Annotated in this window: 4 protein-coding genes; 2 read left to right on the top strand and 2 right to left on the bottom strand. The window is 69.4% G+C overall.

The features are described 5' to 3' along the window. A partial coding sequence (locus AOK08_RS18045) for a hypothetical protein (RefSeq protein WP_055526887.1) occupies window positions 1-337 on the top strand: 337 nt, incomplete at its 5' end. A 210-nt stretch (window positions 338-547) separates the two neighbouring features. On the opposite strand, the gene AOK08_RS18040 is transcribed toward AOK08_RS18045, so the two are convergent. Further along, on the bottom strand, window positions 548-1,201 hold the full coding sequence (locus AOK08_RS18040) for an isochorismatase family protein (RefSeq protein ID WP_055526885.1): 654 nt from the start codon (window positions 1,199-1,201) through the stop codon (window positions 548-550). After that, window positions 1,198-2,280 (bottom strand): pyrimidine utilization protein A, encoded by a 1,083-nt coding sequence (gene rutA / locus AOK08_RS18035; RefSeq protein ID WP_055526883.1) that lies wholly within the window; start codon window positions 2,278-2,280, stop codon window positions 1,198-1,200. Before rutA ends, AOK08_RS18040 begins: the two co-directional genes overlap by 4 nt. A 259-nt stretch (window positions 2,281-2,539) precedes the next feature. Between rutA and AOK08_RS18030 the strand changes: the two genes are divergently transcribed. Beyond that, window positions 2,540-4,984 (top strand): SpoIIE family protein phosphatase (locus AOK08_RS18030; RefSeq protein WP_055526882.1); only part of this gene is annotated, 2,445 nt, incomplete at its 3' end.

The following is a 4,984-nucleotide window of genomic DNA, read 5'->3' as shown; positions in this document are numbered from 1 at the left end:
CCTCCCCTGGCCCTCCCCCGAGGGCAACCCCTGCTTTCTCGTGCACGGCAGCGAAGGCGGCTACGTCACCCGCCTGGCCGACGAGATGGAGGCGATGCAGTTGACCACGGGCACGGATGTGCTCGGCCTCGCCCGCAAAGTGCTGGACGACCCGCTGTCCCCGGCCACCGAGGTGCGGTACGCCGGTGTCCGGCTCGCCGAGTGCCTGGGGGACGTGCTGCGGGTCGCCGAGTCGCGGGGGATGCGTCTGCCCGTACCGGACGTCGATGATGCTGACGACGCCGATGACTTCGAGGACGCCGGGACCGAAACCGTCGGGCCGGGAGTCTGTCGATGAGCCCCGGAACCGCACACCGTGTACCGCTACGTCCCTCACACCATCCGGCAGATCCCGGAAGCAGGCGTGAACTACGAGGCGCACTGCTCCGCGCCTGGCTGTACGGCGGGTTCCGGGCCTCAGGCCGCCCAGGAGAGTGCCAGGACTGGGCACACCGGGATCGGAGTCTGCCGTCCGTCGCCGCCCGCAGCCGCTCGTCCCGCTCCCCTGCTAGGTGCCGTTCCGGGACAGGTACTCCGTCACCCGCCCCACCCCCCAAACCTCGCCGATCTTGTGCCTGATGTCGAACAGATTCGCCGCGTGGACCGCCGCGTCCCGGTCGGCCACCGCCTCCTCGGCCAGGAGTGGGACGAAGCCGTGCTGCATCGCGTCCAGGGCTGTCGCGCGTACGCAGCCGCTGGTTGTCAGGCCTGCGATGACGACCGTGTCGATGTTGTGGGAGGTGAGGTAGGAGGACAGGGTCGTGCCGAAGAAGGCGCTCGGGTACTGCTTCGTCAGCGTCAACTCGCCTTCTCTCGGGGTCAGTCCGTCGATGAAGTCCGCGTACGGGCTGCCCGCCGCGAATGCCCGCAGGCTCGGCACCTTGCGGTAGAAGACGCCCGCGTCGGAGCCGTCCGGGCGCAGTATCAGTACGCGTGTCACGATCACCGGAATACCGGCGTGGCGGGCGACGGACAGCAGCCCCCGCATCGCCTCCGCCGCCTCCTCCGCGCCCGCCCCCGCGTACAGGGGGCAGGCCGGATCCACGTACGCCCGGGCCGGGTCCACGAGGAGGAGGGCGGGGGTCGTGCCGGGGGTCAGGTGTCCGGACAGGCCCGCGCGTTCGTAGTCCTCCTCCGGAGACTGGCGGGCGGGCGGGGTCACTTCGAACTGCCCCTACCCGCCCGGGACTTCATCAGCGGCTGGATACGGGTGCCGAAGTTCTCCAAGCCCTCCAGGAAGTCGTCGAAGACCAGCATGATGCCCTTGGTGCCCGGTACGGCGGCGACCTCGTCGAGGAGCCCTGCCACGGTCTCGTACGAGCCGACCAGCGTGCCCATGTTGAAGTTGACCGCGCCCTCGGGCAACGCGATCGTCCGGGCTGTGGAGGTTCCTGTGGACGTCGTGTCCGTGGCCGTTTCGCCTGCCATGTACGCCAGTGCCGCGTGGTCCGCGTTGTCGTGGTAGTCCTGCCACTTGGCCTGGGCTTCGTCGTCTGTTTCCGCTGTGATGATCATGAAGAGGGAGAGGGCTCCTACGTCCCGGCCCGTTCGGGCCGCCTCCTGCGTCAGCGTTGCCGTGCTGCCCGTCAGCGCTGTCGGGGTGTTCACGCCGCTGCCCAGGATGAAGTTGTACTCCGCGTGCTCGGCGGCGAACTTCATGCCCGTGCCGCTCTGGCCCGCCGCGACGATGTCGATGTGCCCGTTCGCGGGGCGTGGGGAGAGGACGCAGTCCTCCATCTCGTAGAAATCGCCCTTGAAGTTGCTTACGCCGTCCCGCCACAGGTCCTTCATCACCGTGACGTACTCGACTGCTCGCGCGTAGCGGTTGCCGAAGTGGTCGTCGCCGGGCCACAGGCCCATCTGGGAGTACTCGCCGGGCGCCCAGCCCGTCACGATGTTGATGCCGAAGCGGCCGGGGGCGATCGAGTCGATCGTGACCGCCATGCGCGCGACGATCGCGGGCGGCAGCGCCAGGATGGGGGTGGAGGCGTAGAGCTTGATGCGGTTCGTCACCGCCGCCAGGCCCGCCATCAGCGTGAACGACTCCAGGTTGTGGTCCCAGAATTCCGTCTCGCCGCCGAAGCCCTTCAACTTGATCATCGAGAGGGCGAAGTCCAGGTCGTGTGCCTCCGCCTTCTGCACGATCGCCTTGTTGAGGTCGAAGCTCGGCAGGTACTGAGGCGAACTCTTCGAGATCAGCCAGCCGTTGTTGCCTATGGGGATGAAAACACCGATGTCCATGCCACCACTCCTTGGCGAGATCCCGGGATCCTCTGGACGGATCCTCAGGCGTGAAGCTCTCGACAGTCACTTACGTTCGAATCTCAACTGTCCTTCAATTGCTGGCTACTTGGACCCGCGATGCGGTGAAATGTCACGCAACCTGCCCTGGGGGACCAGATGTTGATGTTCGTGCAGGGCAGTGGAAGTGATCAAAGGTGAACGTCAGATTCCTGCAAAGCCTCGCTTACGGCGCCATCTGGACGGTAAAACTTCAAATATGAACGCACGGCTGGCACTGCTCGGCTCGGTGGATCCCGGTGTGGCCGAGAGCGAGGTCTTCCGGCTGGCCCTCCAGCACGCGGTGGCGGAGCTGGGGGCGCTCGGGGGGACGATTCACCTTCGGGGCCCCATGTCCGCCCTGCGGCTGGTGTCGGCCACCGGGCTACCCACGGCCCTCACCGGCCCCTGGGAGATCATCGACCAGGAGGGCCCGCTCGCCCCCGCCCGCGCCCTGTACGAGGAGCGCCACGAGGGGCGTGGGGTGTGGATACCCTGGTCCGGCCCCACTGTCCCCGCCGTCCCGATCCGTCCGTCCGGTGCGCCCACTCCCGGCACCGGGCTCGCCTCCGTGCCGGTCGTCCGCGGTGACCGCAGCATCGGCGCGCTCACCGTCATCACCGGTGAGAGCCGTGAACCGACCGCCGCCCACTGGTGGTTCCTGCGGGCCGTCGTCGCCTGGGCGGAGGAACGCATGGTCCAGGCGCCGCTGCCGGCCGGTCCCGTGCACTCCGAGATGAGCGGCGACCGGCTCCGCCAGGCGCTGAAGGAGGTCCGCGTCGGGTCGTGGGACTGGCACATCAAGAACGGTGAACTCATCTGGGACGAAGCCGCGATGGAGCTGTACGGCACCCGCCCCGAGGACTACACCGCCCGCGTCGAGGACTGGATGCGCTGCGTCCACCCCGACGACCTGGGGCCCACCCTCGCCCTCGTCGACCAGGCTATCCGCGGCCACACGGTGTTCGAGGCCGAGTACCGCGTACGCGGCCTGGACGGCACGTACGGCTGGCACCAGGCGCGCGCCCGGGCGACGTACGACAAGGACGGCGAGCCCCTGCGGATGATCGGCATGGGCTGGGACAGCAACGAGTCGCGGACCGCCCGGGACGCGCTCAGCCGTGCCCTGCGGCACATGAGCGACGGGTTCCTCGCGGTCGACGACGCCTGGCGGATCACCTTCGCCAACCTGGAGGCCGAACGCACCCTCGGCCTTTCCGAGGACGAGCTGTTCGGGCGGGTCCTGTGGGACGTGCCGACCGTGCGGGAGCTGCCCGAGCTGGAGCGGCGCTGCCGGAAGGCCGCCGCCGAGGACCGGTCGGTCGGCTTCGACATCAGCGTGCCCGGCACCGGCCGCCGCCACCATCTGCGGCTGGTCCCGGGCCTCGACGGCCGCACCCTCTACCTCCAGGACGTCACCGAGAAGCGGCGGCACGAGGACGAACGGCGGGCCGCCGACCACGCCGCGTCCGAACGGGCCACCCGTATCGCGGAGTTGACCGCCGCGCTGGCCAAGGCGACAACCTCGCGGGACGTCGTCGACGCGGTCGCCCGGCGCGTACTGCCGCCGTTCGCCGCCGCCGGCCTCATCGTCCAGACCATCGAGGACGACGGCGACCACCTGCGCATCGTCGGCGCCATCGGCTACCCGGACGACTTCCTCGACCTGATCCGCAACAACCCGATGACACCCGGCTGGCCGAGCTGCGACGTGATCACCGCCGAGGCGCCCGCCTTCTTCTCCTCCCCCGAGGAGTTCGCCGCCCGCTATCCCGCCCACGCCGAACTGCCCGACATCAACGGCAAACAGGCCTGGGCGTTCCTGCCGCTGACCGCGTCCGGCACCACCTTCGGCGTCTGCGTGCTCAGCTTCGACCGACCCCGCAGTCTCACCGACGAGGAACGCACCCTCCTCACCACGATCAGCGCCCTCGTCGCCCAGGCGCTGGCCCGCGCCCGCCTCTACGACGACGAGCGCGAACGCTCACGCGAACTCCAACGGGGCCTGCTGCCACGAGAGTTGCCCGACCTCGCCGCCTGCACGGCCGCCGCCCGCTACCTCCCCGCCGCGCAGGGCGTGGACGTCGGCGGCGACTGGTACGACATCATCCCGCTCTCCGGCGGCCAGGTCGCCCTCGTCGTCGGCGACGTCATGGGCCACGGGCTGCCCCAGGCGGCCACCATGGGCCGGCTGCGCACCGCCGTTCACACCCTCGCCGACCTCGAACTGCCCCCCGACGAAATCATGAGCCACCTCAACGACATCGTCGGCAACATGGGCGAGGAGTCGTACGTCACCTGTCTGTACGCCCTCTACGACTCCACCACCCAGACCTGCTCCATCACCCGCGCCGGCCATCCCCCGCCCGCTGTCGTCCACCCCGACGGCACGGTGCACTTCCCCGACCTCACCGCCGACCCACCCCTCGGCGCGGCCGAACCACCCTTCGAGACGGTCGAGTTGAAGGTGCCCGAGGGCAGTCTGCTGGTGCTGTACACGGACGGTCTGGTCGAGTCGTCCAAGCGGGAGATCGACGAGGGGATGCGCCAACTGGCCCGCCTGTTAAAGGGCGCGTACGACGCCGGTACGGAGGACGACCTCGAAGGGCTCTGCGACACGCTCACCGCCGGGCTGCTCCCCGCCGAGCAGCCCAGCGGTGAGCGT

The organism is Streptomyces graminilatus (assembly GCF_001418565.1).
GTDB classification, from domain to species: domain Bacteria; phylum Actinomycetota; class Actinomycetes; order Streptomycetales; family Streptomycetaceae; genus Streptomyces; species Streptomyces graminilatus.
Note: the sequence above shows the minus strand (reverse complement) of the source record. Positions and strands in the feature narration are given on the sequence as shown.